19 protein-coding genes are annotated in these 21459 nt (G+C 65.7%); 9 read left to right on the top strand and 10 right to left on the bottom strand.

Annotated features, from left to right (window positions below):
- Nucleotide 1 precedes the first annotated feature (1 nt).
- From Ga0080574_RS02495 to Ga0080574_RS02485, 3 genes are all read right to left on the bottom strand, one after another.
- Entirely contained in the window at nucleotides 2-862 is an 861-nt protein-coding gene (locus Ga0080574_RS02495; protein ID WP_076695000.1) for an ABC transporter permease, read from the bottom strand.
- Between the two features lie 15 nt (nucleotides 863-877).
- Nucleotides 878-1819: an ABC transporter permease gene (locus Ga0080574_RS02490; protein ID WP_076694998.1), complete on the bottom strand. Its 942-nt coding sequence runs from the start codon at nucleotides 1817-1819 to the stop codon at nucleotides 878-880.
- A gap of 67 nt (nucleotides 1820-1886) precedes the next feature.
- Nucleotides 1887-3416: an ABC transporter substrate-binding protein gene (locus tag Ga0080574_RS02485; protein WP_083716747.1), complete on the bottom strand. Its 1530-nt coding sequence runs from the start codon at nucleotides 3414-3416 to the stop codon at nucleotides 1887-1889.
- Between the two features lie 222 nt (nucleotides 3417-3638).
- Between Ga0080574_RS02485 and Ga0080574_RS02480 the strand changes: the two genes are divergently transcribed.
- The 3 genes from Ga0080574_RS02480 to Ga0080574_RS02470 all read left to right on the top strand — a co-directional run bounded on the left by Ga0080574_RS02480 (nucleotide 3639) and on the right by Ga0080574_RS02470 (nucleotide 6981).
- Entirely contained in the window at nucleotides 3639-4439 is an 801-nt protein-coding gene (locus Ga0080574_RS02480; protein WP_076694996.1) for an IclR family transcriptional regulator, read from the top strand.
- A gap of 148 nt (nucleotides 4440-4587) precedes the next feature.
- Nucleotides 4588-5478, top strand: a complete 891-nt coding sequence (locus tag Ga0080574_RS02475; RefSeq protein WP_076694994.1) for a MurR/RpiR family transcriptional regulator — start codon at nucleotides 4588-4590, stop codon at nucleotides 5476-5478.
- A gap of 18 nt (nucleotides 5479-5496) precedes the next feature.
- A complete protein-coding gene (locus Ga0080574_RS02470; RefSeq protein WP_076694991.1) occupies nucleotides 5497-6981 on the top strand; it encodes a sulfatase-like hydrolase/transferase in 1485 nt (494 codons plus the stop codon).
- A 48-nt stretch (nucleotides 6982-7029) separates the two neighbouring features.
- Here the strand turns inward: Ga0080574_RS02470 and Ga0080574_RS02465 are convergent, their stop codons facing one another.
- The 6 genes from Ga0080574_RS02465 to Ga0080574_RS02440 all read right to left on the bottom strand — a co-directional run bounded on the left by Ga0080574_RS02465 (nucleotide 7030) and on the right by Ga0080574_RS02440 (nucleotide 13715).
- The gene (locus Ga0080574_RS02465) at nucleotides 7030-8073 is read right to left on the bottom strand and encodes an NAD(P)-dependent alcohol dehydrogenase (RefSeq protein WP_076694989.1); all 1044 of its coding nucleotides are present in this window, start codon (nucleotides 8071-8073) and stop codon (nucleotides 7030-7032) included.
- A 22-nt stretch (nucleotides 8074-8095) separates the two neighbouring features.
- On the bottom strand, nucleotides 8096-9094 hold the full coding sequence (locus Ga0080574_RS02460) for an ABC transporter ATP-binding protein (RefSeq protein WP_076694986.1): 999 nt from the start codon (nucleotides 9092-9094) through the stop codon (nucleotides 8096-8098).
- A 31-nt stretch (nucleotides 9095-9125) separates the two neighbouring features.
- A complete protein-coding gene (locus Ga0080574_RS02455; RefSeq protein ID WP_076694984.1) occupies nucleotides 9126-10583 on the bottom strand; it encodes a sulfatase family protein in 1458 nt (485 codons plus the stop codon).
- Nucleotides 10584-10699: 116 nt separating this feature from the next.
- The gene (locus Ga0080574_RS02450) at nucleotides 10700-12019 is read right to left on the bottom strand and encodes an ABC transporter substrate-binding protein (RefSeq protein ID WP_076694981.1); all 1320 of its coding nucleotides are present in this window, start codon (nucleotides 12017-12019) and stop codon (nucleotides 10700-10702) included.
- 29 nt (nucleotides 12020-12048) lie between these two features.
- Complete coding sequence (locus Ga0080574_RS02445; protein ID WP_076694979.1) at nucleotides 12049-12867, bottom strand: carbohydrate ABC transporter permease; 819 nt, start codon at nucleotides 12865-12867, stop codon at nucleotides 12049-12051.
- On the bottom strand, nucleotides 12867-13715 hold the full coding sequence (locus Ga0080574_RS02440; protein ID WP_076694976.1) for a carbohydrate ABC transporter permease: 849 nt from the start codon (nucleotides 13713-13715) through the stop codon (nucleotides 12867-12869). The genes Ga0080574_RS02445 and Ga0080574_RS02440 overlap by 1 nt, the downstream gene beginning before the upstream one ends.
- A gap of 139 nt (nucleotides 13716-13854) precedes the next feature.
- Between Ga0080574_RS02440 and Ga0080574_RS02435 the strand changes: the two genes are divergently transcribed.
- Both Ga0080574_RS02435 and Ga0080574_RS02430 read left to right on the top strand, forming a co-directional pair.
- Nucleotides 13855-14781 carry a LysR family transcriptional regulator gene (locus Ga0080574_RS02435; protein WP_076694969.1) on the top strand — a complete coding sequence of 309 codons (927 nt, stop codon included), beginning with the start codon at nucleotides 13855-13857 and terminating at the stop codon, nucleotides 14779-14781.
- Nucleotides 14782-14888: 107 nt separating this feature from the next.
- A complete protein-coding gene (locus tag Ga0080574_RS02430) occupies nucleotides 14889-15854 on the top strand; it encodes a formylglycine-generating enzyme family protein (protein WP_076695102.1) in 966 nt (321 codons plus the stop codon).
- Here Ga0080574_RS02430 and Ga0080574_RS02425 read toward each other — a convergent pair.
- Complete coding sequence (locus Ga0080574_RS02425; protein WP_076694965.1) at nucleotides 15851-16756, bottom strand: LysR family transcriptional regulator; 906 nt, start codon at nucleotides 16754-16756, stop codon at nucleotides 15851-15853. The two genes, Ga0080574_RS02430 and Ga0080574_RS02425, sit on opposite strands and share 4 nt — an antisense overlap.
- An 89-nt stretch (nucleotides 16757-16845) precedes the next feature.
- On the opposite strand from Ga0080574_RS02425, the gene Ga0080574_RS02420 reads away from it, so the two are divergent.
- From Ga0080574_RS02420 to Ga0080574_RS02405, 4 genes are all read left to right on the top strand, one after another.
- A complete protein-coding gene (locus Ga0080574_RS02420; RefSeq protein ID WP_076694963.1) occupies nucleotides 16846-18375 on the top strand; it encodes a sulfatase in 1530 nt (509 codons plus the stop codon).
- Nucleotides 18376-18389: 14 nt separating this feature from the next.
- Complete coding sequence (locus Ga0080574_RS02415; RefSeq protein ID WP_076694961.1) at nucleotides 18390-19379, top strand: Bug family tripartite tricarboxylate transporter substrate binding protein; 990 nt, start codon at nucleotides 18390-18392, stop codon at nucleotides 19377-19379.
- A gap of 83 nt (nucleotides 19380-19462) precedes the next feature.
- Complete coding sequence (locus Ga0080574_RS02410) at nucleotides 19463-19951, top strand: tripartite tricarboxylate transporter TctB family protein (RefSeq protein WP_076694960.1); 489 nt, start codon at nucleotides 19463-19465, stop codon at nucleotides 19949-19951.
- A gap of 10 nt (nucleotides 19952-19961) precedes the next feature.
- Nucleotides 19962-21446, top strand: a complete 1485-nt coding sequence (locus Ga0080574_RS02405) for a tripartite tricarboxylate transporter permease (protein ID WP_076694958.1) — start codon at nucleotides 19962-19964, stop codon at nucleotides 21444-21446.
- Nucleotides 21447-21459: the final 13 nt, after the last annotated feature.

Below are 21459 nucleotides of genomic sequence, written 5' to 3'. Positions count from 1 at the left end.
GTCAGAGATCCTTTGCCAGGCGCGGGTCCAGCGCATCGCGGAAACCGTCGCCGATAAGTTGCAGAGCCAGGACGGAGACCGAGATCACCAGCCCGGGAAAGACGATGAGAAACGCCGCCTGGTCGAGATATTGCCGCCCTTCGTTGATCATCGTGCCCCAGGACGGGGTCTTGGGGTCGATGCCGACCCCGAGGAACGAAAGGCCCGCCTCGGCCAGCATGGCGTAAGCGAAGATGAAGGTGGCCTGCACCACGATGGGCGAGAGGATGTTGCGCAGCACATGGGTGAACATGATCGTGCGCGTGGAGGAGCCGAGCGCCCGCGCCGCCTCCACATAGGGCAGCTCGCGGATCACCAGCGTCGAGGCGCGCACGATGCGCGAGATGCGCGGCGTGTAGACGATGGCAAGCGCGATGATCACATTGACCACCGATCCGCCGAGGATCGACACCAGCGCAATAGCGAGCAGGATGTCGGGGAAGGCCATCATCGCATCGACCAGCCGCGAGATCGGCCCGTCGAGCCGTCGGAAGAACCCGGCCAGCAACCCGAAGGCAATCCCCGCGACCGAGGCGAGCACGGCGACGCCCAGCCCGATCATCAGCGACACGCGCCCGGCATAGAGCAGCCGGGACAGCACGTCGCGGCCAAAGGCATCGGCGCCGAGCAGGAAGTCTCCGCCCGGCGGGCTGAGCCTTGCACGCACCGACATCTTCATCGGATCGGCGGGCGCCACCAGCGGCGCGAAGAGGCAGAGCAGCAGGATCGCGGTAAAGACGATCAGCGCGAGCAGAACCGCGCGGCGGGAAAAGAGCAGCGCCAGGAACTTGGCGTCGGGGCTGGCGGCGGATGGGGCGGCCATCGAATGTTCTCCGCTTCAGTATTTCACACGCTTGTCGACCAGCAGGTACAGCAGGTCTGTCAGCAGGTTGATGAGCACATAGAGCGAGGCGACCACGATCAGCGCGCCCTGGATGACCGGGTAATCCCGGCGCAGCACCGCGCTGACCACGAGATTGCCCATGCCGGGGATGTTGAAGACCCGTTCCGTCACCACGGCGCCCGAGACCAGCAGCGCGAAGGTCAGGCCGATCACGGTGATGATCGGAATCGCCGCGTTCTTGAGCGCGTGACGCAGCACCACCCGGCGCTCGGTCATGCCCTTGGAGCGCGCGGTCCGCACGTAATCCTCGCCCAGGATGTCGAGCATCGAGGCGCGGGTGAACCGCAGGATCAGCGCCGAATTGACGATGCCGAGCACGATGGCGGGCAGGATGAGATATCCCATCCGCTCGACGAAACTCGCGTCCGGCGCGCCATAGCCCGAGGCCGGGAACCAACCCAGATCGGTGGCGAGATAGCGCTGGAACATCAGCCCGGTCCAGAAACTGGGGATCGAGGCGGCAAGCATGGCCGTGCTAATCGCGCCCTGATCGAGCAGCGAGCCACGCCGGTAGGCGGCATAGATGCCGATGGGTGTCGCGATCACCAGCGCGATCACCAGCGAGAAGAGCGACAGGAAGATCGTCGGCTCCGCCCGCCCCGCCAGCACCGAGACCACCGGCTGTTTGAAATAGATCGAGGTGCCGAGATCGCCTTGCAGCGCGCCCCTGACAAAGGAGAGGTACTGCGCCGTGATCGGCCGGTCGAGGCCAAGCTGGCTGCGCAGCGCCGCCGCATCCTCCGCCGTGGCGTCGGGCCCCAGCATCAGCGCGGCGGGGTCGCCCGGCGCCAGGCGCACGATGATGAAGGCAATGGTCAGGACCAGAAAGATGACGACACACATCCCGAGGATGCGTTTGATCAGATAGCGTGCCATGCGGCCTCCGGGACACGAATGGATCGGGCGGGGTGCCGGACCGGCAGCCCCGCCACGGGATCCTGTATTATTCCGAGACTTCCGAGTTCCAGAAGAACGGCCAGGGGGTGTCGGTCACCCCGGTCAGGCCCTGGCGCTGGCCGGTCAGGGCATTGAACGCGCCGATCTTGATGAAGCCCACATCGGTGAAGACCTGCTCCTGAAGCTGGGCAAAGATCTCCTGCCGCTTGGCCGGATCGGTCTCGGTGGTGAAGGCTTTCATGATCTCTTCCTTCTCCGGATTGGTCCAGCCGAGGCGCGAGGTCGCGTCGTAAAGGCTGGTCAGGGACGGCTCCGGCAGGAAGGGCGAGTGGGTGATGTAGATGTCCCAAAGTGCGGGATCGTTGCGGCGCTGGCCCAGCGTCGCCCAGTCGACCACATCCATCTGCACGGCGAATCCGGCGGCCTCCAGCGCCATGCGCGCGACCTCGGCCATCTTGTAGTGGAATTCGTATTGCCGCGAGGTCAGGATGCGCAGCGGCGTGCCGTCATAGCCCGCCTCTTCCAGCAGCGCGCGGGCTTTCGCCTGGTCGTTCTGGTTGAAGGACTCGGTCCCGGCCTCGTTGCGCCAGGCCCAGCCCTCGGGATACATCGGCCCGTCGACCTGGAAGAACGTGTCGTCGCCGAAGGCCGCGAACAGCATGTCGTCGATGGGCAGCGCCGCCTGCACCGCCTGACGGATCGGCAGATCGGTCAGCAGTCCGGCCTTGTGATTGATCGCGAAGATCGGCCAGCCAAAGGGCTTTTGCAGGATCGGCTCGGCGGTATCGGAGCCTTCGAGCCGCGCATAGCTCTCCGCCGGGAGGCTATCGGCAAAGTCGAACTGCCCGGAGAGCAGCCCCTCGACGCGGGTATTGGCATCGGGCACCGGCACGAAACGGATCTCGTCGGGGATCTGCTGGCGTGCGCCGGAGGCACCGTCGGAGGGCTCGTCGCGCGAGACGTAATCGTCGAAGCGCACCACGCGCAGATACCGGTCGGGCACATGTTCGGCGACCATATAGGGGCCGGTGCCGATCGGCTCGTCGATGGACTCGCCGATGATCTCTTCGGGATAGATCGCGGCGGCGGAATTGGAGAAGGCGAGCAGCGACAGCAGCGGCGAATAGGGCTCGGACATGGTGATCGTCACCTCGTAATCGCCGGTCGCCTCGACCGAAGCGACCTTTTCGGCCACCAGCTTGCCACGCGTCGCGACCTCCAGCCAGCGATCCAGCGAGGCGACCACGTCCTGCGCGTCCATGGTCGAGCCGTCATGGAAGGTGATGCCCTCACGGATGGCGATCCTGTAGCTCAGCCCGTCTTCGCTGATCTCGGGCATGTCCACGGCCAGGAGCGGTGCGATGTTCCACGCGGAATCGAAAGTATAGAGCGTTTCGATGAAATGCTGGGTGGCGATGGACACCACGCCCTTGGTCGACATCATCGGATCGAGCGTGTCGGGCTCGCCGATCATCGCGATATCGAGCGTGCCCTCGGCATAGGCGGGCAGGGCGAGGGACGTACCGGCAAGCAGGGCGGCCAGCAGACCGGCCTTGCCGAATGTATCGAGCATCATTTTGACCTCCACTATTGTGTATGTTATTGTCTTATTAGGATAGTCAGAGGCGAAATGAGCTGTCAAGACAGGTTTGTCGCGTCGTCACAAAAGCTCGGATAGCTTGGAAATTTCTTTAATATACAATATATTAACCGTCTCTTTACAGACGAACGCAACAGGCCGCTTGACCTGCCGAAGAGACTTCCACAATTATGGTATATACATCACAGGGGTGGAGAAATGAGTGAAAGAGGCAAACGAGTCGGGGCGATCAGCCGGTCCCTGCAGGTGCTGGACGTACTGACCGAGACCAACCGCCCGATGAGCGCCTATGAGCTGGCCCGCGCCACCGGCGCCCCCGCGTCGACCATCTACAAGATCGTCGACGAGCTGCTGGCCCGCGACATGCTCAGCCGCGCAGGCGAAAACGCCATCTGGCTCGGGCCGCGCCTGCTGCGTTATGGCCTGGCCTACCGCGCCAGTGTCGATCTCTTCACCGAGGCCCGCCGCGAGATGGACCGGCTCTGCGCCGAGGTCGGCGAGACGGTGCAGATCTGCGCCCGCGACGGTGGCATGATGACCGTCGTGCACATGGCGCGCGGCCCCGGACATTTCGCCGTCGCCTCCGATGTCGGCACCCGCGTGCCGCTGAACTGGACCGCCTCCGGCCGTCTGCTGCTGGGCCATCTGCCCGATGCGGAACGGCGCGCGATCTTTGCCGAATGCGCCCGCCCCTCGGCCACCAAACAGGCCGCGACCGACCCTGCCGAGCTCTCCGAGCTCGCGGGCCGGGAGTTCCGCGAGCGGATCGCCATCCAGATGAGCGCCTCGGAATACGCGGTCGCCTGCATCGCCTCGCCGGTCTGCGACCACGCTGGCAATTGCCTGGCGACCATTTCCATCGTGCTCCCGGAATCGAAGGCGCAGGCCGACGAGGCGCGTCTTGCGCAGGCGGTCCGCAGCGCCGCGACAAACATCGAAAGCGCGCTCGGCACCCCTGCCCCGGCGGCCAGCCCCGTCATGGACAGCGCGGCCCGCTGACAGCTCGCAGCTCGCGCGCCCCTGCCCGTCGCGACGACCGGCGGTCGTCTTTCCACTTGCCCATTTGTAATATTTTTTCATAATTGAGCCAGAATCACCCGATCTCGTAAAAATATTACATTTTCACTCCGCTCTGGGAAGGCATCCGATGGCAGATCCCGACACCAGCCCCATCGACCTGATCTCGCGCCTGCGGGCGCGGCAGGAGGGGATGTCGCGGCAGGAAAACCGGGTCGCGGCCTATGTGCTCGACAATCTCGACCGCGCCGTGCACCAGAATCTCGGGGAAATCGCTGCCGGTGCGGATGTTTCCGTCGCCACCGTGAACCGGTTTTGTCAGACGCTCGGGTGCAGCGGGTTCAAGGAGTTCCGCATCCGGCTGGCGATGAACGTCTCCGCCTCGATGCACTATCTCGGCAATCCCGCCACCGTGCCCACCCGGCCCGACGACCTGATCGGCCAGATCGTCGACGGCATGACTGCCGCGCTGGAACAGACCCGCAGCACACTCGACCCCGCCGCGCTGGAGCGGGCGGCGGAGGCGCTGGCGGGCTCGGAGCGGATCGTTTTCCTCGGCGTGGGCGGCGGTTCCGCCGTGCTCGCCCGTGACGCCGCCAACCGGTTCTTCCGGCTCGGCAAGGCGAGCGAGGCCCATGCCGACGGCTATCTGGCGCGCATGCTCGCCGCCACGCTGGAGCCCGGCCACGCGCTGGTCGCGCTCTCGCAGAGCGGCCGGCCCGCCGAGCTTACCGACGCGGTGCAGATCGCCCGTCAATACGGCGCCGAGACCATCGCGGTCACCCGCCCGGCGACGCCGCTGGCGGAGCTTTGCGATATCGCGATCACCCTCGACCCGCCCGAGGCGGCGGATCTCTTCAAACCCACCGCCTCGCGCGTGGCCTTCATGGCGGTCATCGACATGCTCGCCGCCGCCACCGCGGCCAGAACGCCGGATGTCTCCCGCGAAAAGCTGCGCCGCATCCGCACTGCGCTGGCGCCCCTCAACCCGACGGACAAACCGCATCCGATCGGCGACTGACCCACAAAGGACCCCCCGATGGACGACACGAATTTCCTGCTGATCTGCGTCGACCAATGGCCCGGCCATCTGATCGAGGCCGCAGGCCGCAGCGACATCGAAACGCCGACACTCAACCGGCTCTGCGCCAGCGGCACGCGGTTTTCCCGCGCCTATTCCGAAACCCCGATCTGCGGCCCGGCGCGGCGCGGGCTGATGACCGGCACCAATGCGCGCGCCCATGGCGACCGCCGCTTCCGCCCCGATCTGCGCATGCCCGACATGCCGACGCTCGCGGGATGTTTCCGCGCCGCCGGATACCAGACCAATGCCATCGGCAAGCTGCATGTCTTCCCGCCCCGCGACCGGATCGGCTTTGACGATGTGAAGCTCGCCGAAGAGGGCCGCTCGGGGCTCGACGGGTTCGACGATTACGATGAATATCTCGGCGAACAGGGCCATGCGGGCGAGCAGTTCATGCATGGCATGAGCAACAACGAATATTCCTGGCGCCCCTGGCATCTGGATGAGCGCCACCACGTCACCAACTGGACCACCCGCGAGGCCTGCAAGACGATCAAGCGTCGCGATCCCACGCGCCCGGCCTTTTGGCACGTCTCCTACACCCACCCGCACCCGCCGCTGGCGCCTCTGGCGGAGTATCTTGACCGCTACCGCATGCGCGACGTGCTGCCGCCGGTCGAAAGCGACTGGTCTGCCGACGCGGACCTGCCCTATGCGCTGGCCAACATGCGCGCGTACTGGGACCGGCTGACGCCCGAACGGCTGACCGAGGCGCGGCGTGCCTATTACGCGCTCTGCACCCATATCGACCACCAGATCCGCCTGATCCTCGGCACGCTGCGCGAGGAGAACCTGCTGGAAAACACCGTGATCGGGTTCATCGCCGATCACGGCGACATGCTGGGCGATCACGGGCTCTATGCCAAGCGCGCCATGCTCGAAGGCTCGGTCGGCATTCCGATGATCCTGCTCGACCGGCCGGATGGCGACCGGTTCGCGGCGGGGGCGGTCGATACCCGGCTCGCCGGGTTGCAGGACATCATGCCCACCCTGCTCGACATGGCGGGGATCGAGATCCCCGAAAGCTGCTGCGGCGAGTCGCTCGCAGGGCCCGCGCAACGCGATTATCTCTATTGCGAGGCGATGGAAGGCGCCGGCGCCATGCGCATGGTCACCGACGCGACGCACAAGCTGATCTGGTATCCGGCGGGCAACCGGGTGCAGCTCTTCGATCTCGCGAACGACCCGAACGAGACCCGCGATCTTTCTGCCGATCCCGCCAGCGCCGAGATCCGCGCCGCGCTGGAGCGGCGGCTGATCGGAGAGCTCTATGGCGAAGACCTGTCCTGGGTCAGCAACGGCCAACTCGTCGGCTGCCCCGCGCCCGAGCGCGCGGCCATGGACAATCGCGGCCTGACCGGTCAGCGCGGTCTTCAGTTCCCCCCCGTCAAACCCCTTGATCCCTCCGTGGTGATCGAGCCGGGTGCAAAGGCGGGCTGACGCAAACGCGCCCCGGCCGGGAGACCGCTCCGGGCCGGGGCGGCCCGGTCAGCCGGGCAGCGTGATCTGAAGCTTGACGTCCGTGGGCCGCGCCTCGACCGCGCGGTCGAAGGCCTCGACCGACTGCTCGAAGGGAAAGGTGCCCGAGATCAGCGGCTTGAGGTCGATCTTTCCCGAGGCGATCAGTTCAATGGCGCGGTCGTAGACATTGGCGTAGCGGAACACCGTCTCCATTCGCAGCTCCTTGGCCTGCGCCGCGACGAGATCGAAGCGGAAATCGTCCACGGGCATGCCGACAAAGACCACGCAGCCGCCCGGGCGGGGCGTTGCGAAGAGGGTCTTGAACGCTGACGGATGCCCCGAGCATTCGAACACCACATCCGCGCCCCAGCCGCCGGTGGCCTCCAGCACCTGCGTCTCCACCGGCTGCGCCGGGTTGAGCGCGATCACGCCGTCGTACTGGCCCGCGACCTGGAGTTTCTCGGCCACCACGTCATAGATCATCACCCGCGCGCAGCCGCCCGCGAGCGCCGCCAGTGCGGTCATCACGCCGATGGGGCCGGCGCCGATCACGAGGCCCACATCGCCGGGCACAATATTTGCCTTGGCGGCGGCCTGCATGCCGATGGCGAAAGGTTCGACCATGGCGCCTTCGGCAAAGCTGACGTTGTCCGGCAGCTTGTAGGTAAAGGCCGCCGGATGCACGACCGAGGGCGTCAGGCAGCCGTGGATCGGCGGCGTGGCCCAGAAGGTCACCGCCGGATCGACGTTGTAGATGCCGAGCTTGCTGGCGCGCGACGTCATGTCGGGAATCCCCGGCTCCATGCACACCCGGTCGCCCACGGCCAGATGGCTCACCCTGTCGCCCACCGCCGTCACCGTGCCCGCCGCCTCGTGACCCAGCACCATCGGCTCGTTGACCACGAATTGCCCGATGCGGCCATGCGTGTAGTAATGCACGTCAGAGCCACAGATCCCGACGGTGTGGATGGCGATCTGCACGTCGTCGGGGCCGAGGCTTTGAGCAAGGTCGATGTCGCGGATCGAAAGCTTGCCCTTCTCTTCGAGCACGAGGGCTGTCTGTTCCGTCATTTTCTGGATCCTGGATGGGTGGTCAGGCGCTGACGCGATGACCGTTGCGGAAGATATGCAGCTTGTCGGAGGCCGGGGTCAGCACCACCTCGCGGTCGAGCCAGTCCGAGGCCTCACGCCCGCACCGCACGATCATCGCACTGTGTTCGGTGCTGACATGGGCGTAGCTGTCGCTGCCAAGCTGCTCGATCAGGGTGATCCGGCCGGACCAGCCGCTGCCCTCGGTCGACAGGGTGATGTCCTCGGGCCGGACGCCGAGCAGATCACCCCCATGGGCCTCTGCCTCGGCACCCTCGATCATGTTCATCTTGGGCGACCCGATGAAGCCGGCCACAAACGGCGTCTGCGGCGTGTCGTAAAGCTCCAGCGGTGCGCCAACCTGCTCGATATTTCCCTTGTTCAGCACCACGATGCGGTCGGCCATCGTCATCGCCTCGACCTGGTCATGGGTGACATAGATCATCGTCGCCTTGAGCCGCTTGTGCAGCTCCATGATCTCGACCCGCATCTGCCCGCGCAGCGCCGCGTCGAGATTGGACAGCGGCTCGTCGAACAGAAACACCTTGGGGTGGCGCACAATGGCCCGCCCGATGGCGACCCGTTGACGCTGGCCGCCGGAGAGCTGCTTGGGCTTGCGGTCGAGCAGCGGGTCGAGTTGCAGAATCTTGGAGGCCTCCTCGACGCGGGCATCGATCTCGGCGGGATCGGTCTTGGCGAGGCGCAGCCCGAAACTGATATTTTCGCGCACGCTCATATGCGGATAGAGCGCATAGCTCTGGAACACCATGGCGATACCACGATCCGAGGGCTGCTTGCCCAGCACGTTGTCGCCGTCGATCTTCATCCCGCCGGTGGTGGGATCGTCGAGCCCGGCGATCATCCGCAGCAGCGTGGACTTGCCGCAGCCCGAAGGGCCGACCAGCACGGTGAACGAACCCGAGGGAATGGTGAGGTCCAGCTCGGGAATGACCTCGACCGGGCCGAAGCTCTTGGTGAGTTTGTTGAGAGTGACGTCTGCCATCGGGTTTCCTTCCATCCGGGTCCGGGCGGACCTAGAAATTCGCCACGCGCTCAGGACCCGCGCCGGTGACGCGCATCATGGCGGAGAAATGTTTCAGAACCAGTTCGGCGCGCAGCCCGGCGCTGCCCTCGTCGGTCCAGAGGTCGTGCAACTCGCCGGGATCGGCGGCAAGGTCGAAAAGCTCGCCGGTTTCGAGATCGTGATAGACAACGAGCTTGTGGCGCCCATCGAAATACATCGACCCGCGCGAGCCGGTGCTGCCGGGAAAGGCCAGCGCATCGTGATATTCGCAGAGCACATAGGGCTTGATCTCGTCTGTGGGCGCTTGCCCGGTCAGCACCGGCCAGAGCGAGCGGCCCTGATTCTGTGCGGGCACCGTGAGCCCCGCCGCGTCGCAGAGCGTGGCGGGAATGTCGACCAGTTCGGCCAGGCCGGTGGCCTTCACGCCCTGCTGCACCCGGCCCGGCTGCGACAGGATCATCGGAACATGCACCAGCCCCTCGTAGAAGCGGCAGCCCTTGTAGAGCAGCCCGTGATCGCCCAGCATCTCGCCGTGATCGCTCATAAAGAGGATCAGCGTGTCCTGCCGCTGGCCGCTGGCGTCGAGCCTGTCGAGAAGCTGGCCGACCATGTCATCGACCATCGCCACCATGGCGTAATAGGCCGCGCGCACCGCCAGCACGTCGTAGCGTTCGGGCGGGCTGTCATGGGTCGCTGCTTCCGGTGCGCCCGGATCGGGCAGGCGCATCGGATCGCCCGGCGTCTGCGTCTGCTGATCCACGCCCTTCAGCCGGTGGTGATGCGCAAGATCGCTCTCGGCGAAGACCGGGGGCGGCATATCCGCCGGATCGAAACGGTCATACCACGATTTGGGCGGATCGAAGGGCGGGTGCGGATCGTAGACATTGATCGTCAGCATCCACGGCCGCCCGTCGGCGCGGTCGATAAAGCTCAGGGCGCGGTCCGCCGCCCAGGCGACTTGGCTATGCTCGGCGGCGACCGGATGGCTGATGAGGTCATGGCTTTCGTCGAAGGCCGCCGCGCTTTGGCCGCGCTCGGCGAGCCAGTCGGCATAATCGTGCCCCTCGGGCCAGTCGTTGCCCGGGTGCTGGGACCAGTAGAATTCTTCATAGCCGTCGCGCTCGGGCCGCGTCTCGATCCGGTTCTGCGCCGCCGAGAGATGCAGCTTGCCGATCAGCCCGGTTCGGTAGCCGGCATCGCGAAAGATCTGCGGCACCAGTGTCAGGTGGTCGGGGAAATAAGCGTTGCCGTTGCGCTGCACCTGATGCGCGGCGGGGTACATGCCGGTCAGGAAGGAGCTGCGGCTGGGGGTGCAGATCGGGCTCTGGCAATAGGCGCGGGTAAAGGCAGTGCCTTCCTCCGTCAGCCGGTCGAGATGCGGGGTCTGCGCCGCCGTGGCGCCGAGCGCCCGGATCGTGTCCCAGCGCTGCTGGTCGGTACAGATCCACAGAATGTTGGGTCGGGTCATCGGGCAAGGCTCTTGCGTTGCCGCGCCGCTGGCGCGGTGGCGTGAATACGGATCGGCAGCAGACCGGCGGCGGCAGAGAGGAGAGACCTGCCGCCGCCGGCCATCGCGTCAGGGCCTCAGTCGAGGTAACCGCCGCGCTTGAGGATGCGCGTCACGTCCTCCTGCGCCTCGTCGAGCGCCTCTTGTGCAGAGGCTTCTCCGGTTACGATCTCCTGAAGGGCAAGGCCCACGCGGTCGCCCATCGACCGGAATTCCGGGATCGGCAGGCGGTAGAGCGGGTCACCGGCAGCGAGCGCCTCGGCATAGGCTTCGGTGAAGGAGCCGTTGCCGAAATCATAGCCATGCGCTTCGATGAAGTCGGGATCTTCCCAGACCGAGTCGCGGGTCACGGCCACGAAGGGCGAATTCAGCGTCACCGCCTTCACGGTTTCCTTCGAGGTCGCCCAGAGCACGAAATCCTGCGCGGCTTCGAGGTTGCGCGACGCCGCGCCGACGGCCCAGCCCTGTGCGGTGAACGGCGCTTGCAGCCCGGCCGAGCCACCCGGCGGCGGAGCAAAGCCCAGCTTGCCGCTGACCTTGGACAGTTCGGGGTCGAGAATGCGGCCCGCCAGCGGCGCGCCTTCGACGACCATCGGCACGTTGCCCTGCTGGATCGCGACAACCACGTCGTCATAGCCTGCGGAAACCGAGCCCGGAATGCCGTGTTCGGTGAGCAGCTCGGCGTAGATCTCGGCGGCACGCACCGCTTCGGGCGAGTTGACCGTCGGGGTCATGTCATTGGGGAAATCCGCGACCCAGTGGCCGCCTTCACCCAGCATGATCTGCGTCCAGTACCAGATGTTCTCCGAGGTGTTGGGTTTGCCGCGCAGCGCGGTGCAGGGAGCGATGCCCTTTTCCTTCAGCGTCTCGCACATGGCGAGCATGTCCTCGAAGGTGGCGGGCGGCGCATCGACACCGGCCTCGGAAAGCTGCTCGGCGTTCCAGTAGTAGAGCTGCGTGGCGGCGAAATAGGGCACGCCATAGATCTCACCGTCATAGGTGAAGGCTTCGCGGGTCGAGGCGATCAGATCCTCCGCGTCGTAAGCGGCATCCGCCGCCATCGCCTCGCCCAGCGGCGCCAGGCGACCGCCGGCGGCATAGCGCGGCACGTCCGAGGCTTCGAGGAAGAAGACGTCATAGGCCGCAGAGCCGGTGGACAGCTCGACACCCACCTTCTGCACCGCCTGCCCGAAGGCGTAGAGGTCGAAAACCACCCGCGCGCCGGTCTCTTCTTCATATTCGTTGATCATCGCCTCTACGGCGGAGTCCCAGGGCTGCTGGGTGCTGAGCACGCGCAGGGTGACGCCTTCATAGGGCTTGTCCTGGGCACTGGCGACACCTGCCGTCAGCGCGGCGAGCGCGACACCTGTCGCCAGCCTGTTTACAAAGCGTTTCATGGTTTTCCTCCCTTGGTGAAACATCGTCGTCATCCCTTCACCCCTCCGGCGGAGGTCTGGACGAAATACTTGCGGATACCGATTGCGAAGATGGCGACGGGCAGCAGGATCAGGATGCCGGCGGCGGCGATCTTGCCCCATTCGGTGCCCTCGTAGCCCATGTAGTTCAGGATCGCGACGGCGGCGGTCTTGCTCTCGAAGCGGGTCATGGTCAGCGCGAATAGGAACTCGTTCCACGAAAAGATGAAAACGAGGATCGCGGCCGAGGCGATGCCCGGCGCCGCCATCGGCAGCGCCACGCGTGTGAAGGTCTGCCAGCGGGTCGCGCCATCGACAAAGGCGGCTTCCTCGATCTCGGCGGGCACGCCGTCGAAAAAGGAAATCAGGATCCAGATCGCCAGCGGCGCGGTAAACACCGTGTTGATCAGGATAAGCCCGGTCTTGGTGTCCATGAGCCCAAGCTCGTTGAAGGCCATGAAATAAGGGATCACATAGATCATCCCCGGCGCGGCGCGCACCAGCAGCACCCATGACAGCAGCCCCACCTTGGTCTTCGAGCGGAGCCGCGACAGCCCGTAGGCGGCGGGCAGCGCCAGGATCATCGACAGGATGACCGTGCCGCTCGACACCAGGATCGAGTTCAGGAACGAGTGCATGAAATCCCGGTCGCCCAGAACCTCGCGATAATTGTCGAGTGTGACTGTCGCGATCAGCCGCGGCGGGTCGGCGAAGATGTCGAGCTGCCCCTTGAACGATGTAGACAGCAGCCAAACAATCGGCGCCAGCAGGAACAGGATGAACGCGAAGGCGACAACATAGCAGAAGATCTTTTCCCGGGTGCGCAGCATCAGCGGGCCTCCTCGCGGCTTTCGCGGCGCGCGATATTGATCAGGAAGGGGGAGCAGATGCCCATCATCACCACGAAGAAGAAAAAGATGATCGTGGCGGCATAGTCGACGCGCAGGTATTCGAACCCGTTGACATAGGCATAGTAGTTGATCGGCTCGGTGGCGCCCGCAGGCCCGCCGCCGGTCAGCACGAAGATGATCGGAAAGATCGCCAGCGCCTCCAGAATGCGGAACACGGCGACGGTGAGGATTACCGGGCGGATCTCGGGCAGCGAGATGTGCCAATGCGCCTGGAACCACGAGGCGCCGTCGATGCGGGCGGCCTCGTATTGCTCTTCGCCGAGGCTTTCGAGCGCCGAGAGCATCAGAAGCGCGACAAAGGGCGTGCCGACCCAGACCGAGGTAACGATGACGAGTGTCAGGGCGCTGCCGGGCATGCTGAGCAGATCGAGACTCAGATCCACGCCGATGACATGGCCGAGATAGCTGAGACCGCCCGCACCTGGCACGATGAACAGCTTCCAGACAAGGCCGCTGACGGCCGGCGGGATCACCGCTGGCAGCAGGAAAGCCATGCGCATCCAGCCGGTGCCGGGCAGCTTTTCCTTGAGCACCATCGCCAGCAGCAGCCCGATGACGATCTGAAGCGCGACGGGAATGAAGATCAGCTTGGCGGTGACAGTCAGCGAATTGAGAAAGCGCGAATCCTGGAAAAGCTCGAAATAGTTTTCGAGGCCGGCAAAGCGGGTCATGCCGGGCATTGTGAGATCGACATAGAATAAACTGATACCGAGCGTCACGAGGATCGGTAGCACAGTGATCGCCACCAGTGCCAGAAAGGTGGGCATGATAAGGGGCCAAAGACCCCTATTGGTTTTTCCGGGCATACTGCCTCCTCCTCGCGGAGGGTGTCGCAGAATGTTCCCCTTCCCGCAAATATCAAATTCGAATAAGGTATCAACAAAACGCATACCATGAGGCCGCGCGATGCTCGTCGACTACCAACGCTTCCTTGCGGTTGCGGACCGCCGCAACATCTCTTCCGCAGCGGACGAGCTGAACGTCTCGCAGCCGGCGCTGTCCCGCACCATCCGGCAGCTCGAAGACGCCTTCGGCACGCGCCTTTTCCGCCGCACCGGGTCGGGCATGGAGCTGACCGAAGCCGGGCGGACGCTCTATCTCTATGCCAGCCGAGCGGTGCGGGCCTTGCAGAGTGCGCAGGAGGAGATCGGCCATTTCGTCGAACAGCAGCGGCTGACATTGCGGGTCTGCTGCGGCGACAGCTGGGGCTATGGCGTGCTGCCTGAAGTGGTCAACGCCTTCGCCGCCGAGGCCCCCGAGGTCACCGTGCAGGTGGATCTGCTGGAGCACAACGCGCGGCTGCGCGGTATCGAAACCCGGAACTACGATCTCGCGTTCGGTATCGTCGCGCCTGAAACCCTCGCGACCGGGCGCTATGTTTTCGAACCGCTGCTTCAGGCACCCTACGACATCTATTGCGACGCGGCCCATCCGTTGCTGGACCGGCCGAAGATCGCGCGCGCCGATCTGCTCGATTATCATTGGATCAATCACCGCTTCGAATACGACTTCGATCCCAGCCTTGCCCTGCGCACACGCAGGGTCTTTGCGCGGCGCAGCAACACCATGCTGCATGCGCTGGAGACCATGCGCGGTTCGCAACTGTTGCTTTCGACGGCCAAAACCATGGCGCCGATCTTCCAACGCTTCGATCTCGTGCCGCTGATGGAAGACCCCGAGAGCCCGAATTTCGTTTCGGGCATTCTTTGCCTGTCGCGGGTCGAACTGTCCTCCGTGACGCGGCGCTTCCTGGCGCTGACACGCGCTTCCTGCCTGCGCCGCTGGGGACCGGTGGGCGAGCTGCGCGCCGCACTGCCCGAAGCCACGCCCTGACGGCCGGTCCGCCGCGCCTATCCGGCGGGCGGATATGCCGCCTTGGCCCGGCGCGCATGGGCTCCTATAAGAGCCACCGCTCCTGCTTGCTGAACGAAAGCCTTTCCATGTCCGAGGAAAAACCGACCTGTTGTGCCCCCGCCGGCGGTGAGCAGATCACCGACGCGCATCTGCGCCGGGCGCTTGTGATCGGCCCTGCCGATGACAGCACCCGGGCCGCGCTGGCTGCGGAGCTGCGCCCGATCCCCGGCGGTTTCTTTGAGATGGGGGCGCGCAAATCGACCTTTGCCGCCGATCTCGACAGCCCGCGCCGCCGGGTGCGGCTCGACCCGTATCGCATCTCGGCGACCGCCGTCAGCAATGCAGAGTTCGCCCGCTTCGTGGCCGCCAGCGGATACCGCACGGTCGCCGAGCACGAGGGCTGGAGCTATGTCTTTCACCTGCTGCTGGCGCGCCCCGATGACTGGCCGGAGCATCCGCCGGGCCTGCGCTGGTGGCGCAAGGTCGACGGGGCCTACTGGGCCGCGCCCGAAGGCCCCGGCAGCGATGTGACGACCCGCGAAGACCACCCGGCGACGCATATCACCTGGTACGACGCGCTGGCTTATACCCGCTGGGCCGGGCTGCGCCTGCCGAGCGAAGCCGAATGGGAGCGCGCCGGACGCGGCGGGCTGGTCAACAAGAAATTCCCCTGGGGCAACGAGCTGGTGCCCGGCGGCGCCTATGCCATGAACACCTGGCAGGGCCGCTTTCCCGACGAGAACAGCGCCGAGGACGGCTTTGTCGGCACCGCCCCGGTGACCGCCTATGAGCCGAACGGCTACGGGCTCTACAATATGACCGGCAATGTCTGGGAATGGGTCGCCGACTGGTTTGGCCCGCGCGCGCCCGGCCCTGGCCCGCTGCGCAACCCCAAGGGCCTCGAGAGCGGCACGGGCAAGGTGCAGCGCGGCGGATCGTTCCTCTGCCATGTCAGTTATTGCGACCGCTACCACGTCCATTCCCGCACGAAGAACGACCCCGACAGCTCGACCTCGAACAGCGGGTTCCGCGTGGCCGGTGACGCGGGCTAACCGCCCTCGACCGCCGCCAGGATGGCGCGGCGCAGCCTCTCGGTGAAGTCCCGTGTCACCGGGCGGTCCGCCACCAGCTCGCGGCAGCACAGGCTGACCGGCATGTCCCAGAGCGGCTCTTCGAGCGGCAGCGTCACGAGGTCGTCGTCGCGCATCGCCGAGGCCAGCGAAGAGATCACCACCATCACCGCATCCGTGCCACGCACAAAGGTGCTGAGCGCGGCGACCGAATTCGCCCGCATCGCCATGCGCGGCGGCGCCAGCCCGTGGCGCGCGGTCAGCAGCGCCGCCAACTGCACAAAGCTGTCGTCGTCGTAAAAGCCCACCCAGTCATAGCCCGCGAGCTGCCGGACACCGACCAGCCCCTGCCCCACCAGCGGGTGATCATGCGACACGACCAGCCGCATCGGCAGGGTCACAAGCTGTTCGCGCCGCGCGTCGCTCAGCTCGTGACCGGCCAGCCCGCCCGCCACCAGAAGCAGGTCGATGCGCCCTTCGGCGAACTGCATGGCGAGTTGGTCGCCCACTCCGGTCAGCAGGTCGATGGCAAGGTCGGGATAATCCCGCCGCATGTCGCGCAGCACCTGCGGCAGCACCGTCGCCGACCAGGCCACCCCCGCGCCGATGCGCAGCGCCTTCAGTTCCTCCTGCGCCTGACGCGAGGCGGTGCGCAGCGCGCCCGCGTGGCGGTAGAACAGCTCTCCCGCCGGGGTCAGCGTAACCCCCTTGACCGAGCGCTCGAAAAGCGTCGCGTCGATGTCCTGTTCGAGATTGCGCAGGCTGACTGTCAGCGCCGGTTGCGACAGGCCCAGCGTCTCGGCGGCGCGGTGGATATTGCCCGCATCGGCGGTGGCCAGGAAATGCAGCAGCCGGCGGTTCAGGAAGGCATCGTAGGAGGACATTGATAAATTTTCTGTATCACTAACTGCTCCATTTCTATTTTACACTATCGTTATGTTTCGTCCATGGTCCCGTCCGGACCGGAGGAGCCATGCGCACAGTTTTCCTGCTTTTCGACAGCCTGAATCGCTCGGCGCTCGGCGCCTATGGCGGCGATGCCATCGCCACGCCGAATTTCGACCGGCTCGCCGCGCGTTCGATGAGCTTCGACCAGCATTATACCGGCTCGCTGCCCTGCATGCCCGCGCGGCGCGATCTGCACACCGGGCGGCTGAACTTCATGCACCGCTCCTGGGGGCCGCTCGAGGCCTTCGACAACTCCTTTGCCGACTGCCTGCGCGACAAGGGCGTCTATTCGCACCTCATCACCGATCATGTGCATTACTTCGAGGATGGCGGCGCGGGCTTTCACACCCGCTTCGACAGCTGGGAGTTCATCCGCGGGCAGGAATACGACCCCTGGGTGCCGATGGTGGCGCCGCCGATGGAAAAATTCCGCCGCGAATTCTCGGAGAAGCACTATCCGCTCGACCGCTCCAGCAAGCGGTTCCAGCATATGGTGAACCGCGAGGTCATGCAGGACGAGGCCGATTTTCCCGGGCCGAAATGCTTTGCCGCGGGTTTCGATTTCCTCGACCGCAACCGCGACGCGGACGACTGGCTGCTGATGCTGGAATGTTTCGACCCGCACGAGCCGTTCCACGCGCCCGAGCGGTTCCGCGAGGCCTTCCCCACCGGTTACAATGGCGGCGCGCTCGACTGGCCCTATTACGCCCGCGTCACCGAAAACCAGGCCGAGATGGACGAGATCCGCGCCAATTACGCCGCGCTGGTGGCGATGTGCGACGAGTATCTGGGGCGTCTGCTGGATTATTTCGACCGGCATGACATGTGGAAGGACACCGCGCTCGTGGTCACCACCGACCACGGCTTCCTGCTGTCGGAGCATGGCTGGTGGGGCAAATGCCGGATGCCCTATTACGAGGAAATCAGCCACATCCCGCTGATGATCCACGATCCGCGCACCCCGCAGGCCGCCGGCACCCGCTGCGCTGCGGTCACCCAGACGCCGGACATCATGCCGACCCTGCTGGGGCTGCACGACGCGGACCTGCCGCCGGAGGTGCGCGCGCATGACCTTGCGCCGCTGCTGGCGGGCACGTCCGGCAAGGTCCGGGACAGCGCGGTGTTCGGCATCTTCGGCGGACCGGTGGGCATCGCCGACGGGCGGCATGTCCTCTATCACTACCCTGTGGACTGGCGCGCCCCGGGGCTGAAGGAATACACCCTCGCGCCACAGCACATGACCGGGCATTTCACCGCCGCCGAGCTGAAGACCGCCACCATGGTGCCGGGCTTCGACTTTACCAGGGGCGTGCCGCTGATGGCCATCGACGCCCTGCCCGACGCCAAGCGCGTGCCGATGAATGACGGGCTGGGCTTTGACGACGACGAGACCCGGCTCTACGACCTCGCCGCCGATCCGGCGCAGAAGGCGCCGGTGACAAACCACGCGGTGCAGGCCCGCCTCGTGGCGCAGGCCGCCGCCGAATTCCGCGCACATGACGCGCCCGCTGAAACCTATGACTGGTACGGGCTGACCCTGAAAGAAACCGCATGATTGGGAGGAACATCATGACACTGACATCTCGCCTCGTCGCGGCGGCCCTCGGGCTCGCCGCGCTGGCCGGCCCCGCGCTGGCAGACTTCCCCGAGCGCAATATCGAAAGCATCTACCCCTGGGCGCCCGGCGCCACCATGGCAGCCAGCCAGGTGATCGCCGACGCCATGGGCGACGAGCTGGGCGTGAACATCTCGGTGGTCTCGACCCCCGGCGCGGGCGGCGTGAAGGCCTTCGAGACCGCGCTGTCGCGCGATGCCGACGGCTATACGCTCTTCGACGGCTATGTCGCGCCGCTGGTCATCCAGCCGATGAAGGGCAATGCCGACTGGACCTATCAGGACTTCACCCCGCTCTGGTCGGCCACCTCGAACAGCTTTGCCATCGCCGTGCGCGCCGATGATGATCGGTTCGACGATCTCTCTGACCTCATTGCCTATATGAAAGAGAACCCCGGCGATCTGCGCTACTCTCCCGGCGTGGCGGGCGGCATCCCGCATATGGTCGGCGCCGCGACGCTGATGGCCACCGACACCGTCGCGCAGCTGGTCCCTTACCCCGAAATCGACGTGGCCGTGCGCGACATGCGCGGCGGCATCCTCGATTTCATGGTCACCAATCCCGGCGTCTATAATGTCAACAAGGCCGACATGAAGGTGCTGGCGGTGCTGTCCGACATGGAGGATGCCTCGGCCACCTATGGCGGCGCGCCGCTGGTCGGCGCGTTCGACATCGACATCGGCATGGCCAATCTCAGCCCCTCGGGCTGGAACTGGTGGCTCGTGCGCAAGGACACGCCCGAGGATGTCGTGACCACCCTGCGCAACGCCATGGAAGCGGCGCTGAACCGCGACGACGTGCGCCAGCGTCTGCTGGATATGGGCTATGTGCCGACCGGCTTTTCGCCCGATCAGTACGAGGAAATCGTCGGCGCCGTCGCCGGCGAGCTGGAGCACGGCCAGAAAGCCATCGAGTGGGAAACCGAGAAGCTGAACGGGCTCTGACCCGACGCTTTGCACAGGCGTTCGGGCGGCACGCTACAGCGGCCGCCCGTCCTGCTTTCGCCGCAACCGGAAGACCAACCAACATGAAACTGCGTGAACATGCCTATGACTGGCTTGCCTGGCTGCTGATCGGCGCGGTGCCGCTGCTGATCTTCTGGCAGAACGCGACCTCCCTGACCGAGCAGAGCGTGGCCTCGGGCGGGCCGATGTCCAACGCTGCCGCCTATCCCGCGATCATCGCCTGGATCCTGCTTGGGCTGACCGCGATCAACGCGCTGCGCATCCTCGCCGGGCGGATCTCGCAGCACTCGCCGCTCGACCCAACGCCGACCACGCGGCTTGCCCTGATCGCGACCGTGCTTTTCGTGGCCTATCTGCTGTGCCTCGGCTGGCTGGGTTATTACATCGCGACGCCGGTCCTGCTGACGCTGCTCTTTGCGATGCTCGGCCTCGGCCCCATCGCTTCGCTGGCAGGCGCCGTCGCCGCCACGCTGATCGTGGCCGCCGTGTTCGAAGGACTGCTGAACGTGGTCCTGCCGCTCGGCATCTTCAACTTCACCCTGTTCGGATAGGCCGCGTCCCGTGTTCGACCTGCTGCTTGAGGGCGCGCCCCTCTATTTCTCTCCCGCCTCGGTGCTGCTGACGGTGCTGGGCATCATCGGCGGGCTCGTCATCGGCGTGCTGCCCGGGCTCGGGCCGCTGATGGGGATCGTGCTGCTGCTGCCCGTGGCGTTCCATCTCGAGCCGATCCCCGCCATGGCGATGCTGATCGCGGTCTATGTCGGCGGCTCCGCCGGGGGCTCGATCTCGGCCATTCTGCTGCGCATTCCCGGCACACCGCTGGCCGCCGCGACGCTCTTTGACGGCTACCCGCTGGCACAGAAGGGCCGCAGCCAGGACGCGATTGGCCTCTCGATCACCGCCTCCTCGCTGGGCGGGCTGGTCGCGGGTATCGTGCTGATTTTCTTCTCGCCGGTTCTGGCCGATTTCGCGCTGAATTTCGCGCCGCCGGAATATGCCGCCATGGCGCTGCTCGGTCTGCTGACCATCGCCGTGGTCTCCGAAGGCTCGGCCATCAAGGGCATGCTGGCGGGCGGGCTCGGGCTGGCGGTGGCGACGGTGGGCACCGATGAGTTCACCCAAGCCTATCGCTACACCTTCGGCACGATCAACCTGACCTCGGGTCCGAACCTCGTGGCGGTGGTGGTGGGGCTTTTCGCGCTGTCGGAGCTTTTCGTGCAGATCGAGGGCGGCAATTTCCGCGACCGCCCGCAGATCCAGAAGCTGCGCATCTCGTTCCGCGCTTTCCGCCTGATCGTCAATCACCGCTGGAACGTGGTGCGCTCGGCGCTGCTGGGCACCGGGCTTGGCGCCATTCCCGGCGCCGGCGGCGATGTCAGCGCCTTTGTCTCCTACGCCGTGGCCAGGCGCCTGGCCTCGGAAGAGGAAGCCTATGGCGAAGGCGCCGAGGGCGGGGTCGTCGCCACCGAAGCGGCCAACAATGGCACCTGCGGCGGCGCTCTGATCCCGACGCTGTCGCTGGGCATTCCGGGCGACGCCTCGACCGCGGTGCTGCTGGGGGCGCTGTTCCTGCTGGGCTTCTTCCCCGGCCCCGAGCTCTTCCAGTACCACGCCGATGTGGCGGGCGGGATCTTTCTCGCCTATCTCGCCAGCAATGTGGTGTTGATCGTGCTGGGCATCGTGCTGGTGCCGTTCTTTGGCACGGTGCTGAAAGTGCCCAAGGCCTGGCTGCTGCCGCTGGTGCTGCTGCTCTCGACGATGGGCACCTATGCGTTGCAGAACTCGGTCTTCGATCTTTGGGTGATGCTGGCCTTTGGCGGCATCGGCTATGTGCTGCGCAAGGCGCATTACCCGCTGGCGCCGATCATCATCGGCATGATCCTCGGGCCGGTGCTGGAGAACAATTTCCGCCGGGCGCTGCTGCTGTCGCGCGACGGGCCGATGATCTTTCTCGAACGCCCTATCAGCGCGACGATCCTCGCCATCGCGGCGGTGATGTTGGTCTATGTGACGATCACCACGGTACGCCCGCGCAAACGGAGCTGAGGCGGCTGCATGG

It is taken from the genome of Salipiger abyssi, from assembly GCF_001975705.1.
In the GTDB taxonomy this organism is placed as follows: Bacteria; Pseudomonadota; Alphaproteobacteria; order Rhodobacterales; family Rhodobacteraceae; genus Salipiger; species Salipiger abyssi.
The sequence above is the reverse complement of the archived record's forward strand: the minus strand, read 5'-3'. Positions and strand labels throughout refer to the sequence as shown.